The organism is Janthinobacterium sp. ROICE36 (genome assembly GCF_002869965.1).
Taxonomy (GTDB): Bacteria; Pseudomonadota; Gammaproteobacteria; order Burkholderiales; family Burkholderiaceae_D; genus Janthinobacterium.
The window spans coordinates 1-1,341 of sequence record NZ_PEBS01000173.1 but is presented as its reverse complement, the minus strand read 5'-3'; the positions used below and the strand labels follow the sequence as shown (position 1 = coordinate 1,341).

Here is a 1,341-nt window from a genome sequence, read left to right as displayed (position 1 = left end):
GAGCCTGTCAGAAATTTTGTGTGAAAGAAGTCATACGATAAAATTTATCCCTGGAAAGGATACGTATGACCATCGACAAAGCCACACTCGACAAACTGCTTGAGGGCGTAGACCCGCACAACCCACAGTCCATGTTCACCGACGCCGGGCTGTTCGGCCAGTTGAAAAAAGCGCTTGCAGAAAGAATGCTCCAGGCCGAGCTCACGCACCACCTGGAGCAGCAACGCAATAGTCCAGAGCAGACGCGTAATCACCGTAACGGCAGCAGCAAGAAATCGGTGCTAGCCGCCGAAACCAGACTTGAACTCAACATTCCGCGCGACCGCGATGGCAGCTTCGAGCCGCAGCTCGTGGCCAAGCACCAAAGGCGTTTGCCAGGCTTTGACGACAAGGTAATCTCGCTGTACGCGCGCGGCCTGCCGGTGCGCGAAATCCAAGGTCACCTGACCGAGCTGTACGGGCTGGAGGTGTCGCCCGATCTCATTTCCACTATCACTGGCGAGGTGATGGACGAGGTCATCGAATGGCAGAACCGGCCGCTCGAACCCATGTATCCACTGGTCTTCTTTGACGCGCTGCGGGTCAAGATACGCGACGAGGGCACCGTCAAGAACAAGGCGGTGTATCTGGCGCTGGGCGTGCGCGCCGACGGCACCAAGGAGATTTTGGGCATCTGGATCGAGCAGACCGAGGGTGCCAAGTTCTGGCTGCGCGTCATGACCGAATTGAAAAACCGTGGCGTCGAGGATGTGCTGATCGCCGTGGTTGACGGCCTGAAAGGCTTCCCGCAGGCCATCAACGCTGTTTTCCCGCAGGCGCAGGTCCAGACCTGCATCGTGCACCTGATCCGCAACAGCCTGGAATTCGTCGGCTGGAAAGAGCGCAAACTGGTCGCCGCCGAACTGAAAAACATCTACCGCGCCACCACCGAGGACGAGGCGCAGCGGGCCCTTGAGGCGTTCGCCAGCGGCCCCTGGGGGCTGAAGTACCCGACCATCACCGCGATCTGGCGGCGCCAGTGGCAAGAGGTGATTCCCTTCTTCGCGTATCCGATGGAAGTGCGCCGGATTATGTACACAACCAACGCCATCGAAAGCCTCAATATGCAAGTGCGTAAGGTCATCAAGAATCGTGGCCACTTTCCTAACGACGAGGCGGCGACAAAACTGATCTGGCTAGCCTTGCGCAACATCGCGAAAAATTGGAAAATGCCAGCCATCACTTGGCGTGCCGCGAAAAACCAATTCGCCATTCTGTTCGCCGAGCGCTTTACGGCGCACCTGTGACCAAGCATTGAAATTAGCTAAATGACTCCGGACACACAAAAATCCTGACACTCCC

At 57.3% G+C, this 1,341-nt stretch carries 1 protein-coding gene; it reads left to right on the top strand.

The genetic code is table 11. The annotated features are described in order from the left end of the window. Positions 1 to 65 precede the first annotated feature (65 nt). Positions 66 to 1,286: an IS256 family transposase gene (locus CSZ94_RS27270; protein ID WP_102124355.1), complete on the top strand. Its 1,221-nt coding sequence runs from the start codon at positions 66 to 68 to the stop codon at positions 1,284 to 1,286. Positions 1,287 to 1,341: the final 55 nt, after the last annotated feature.

Coding starts and splice junctions, on each gene's coding strand:
- CSZ94_RS27270 (WP_102124355.1), top strand. CDS start 66: ATGACCATCGACAAAGCCACACTCGACAAACTGCTTGAGGGCGTAGAC.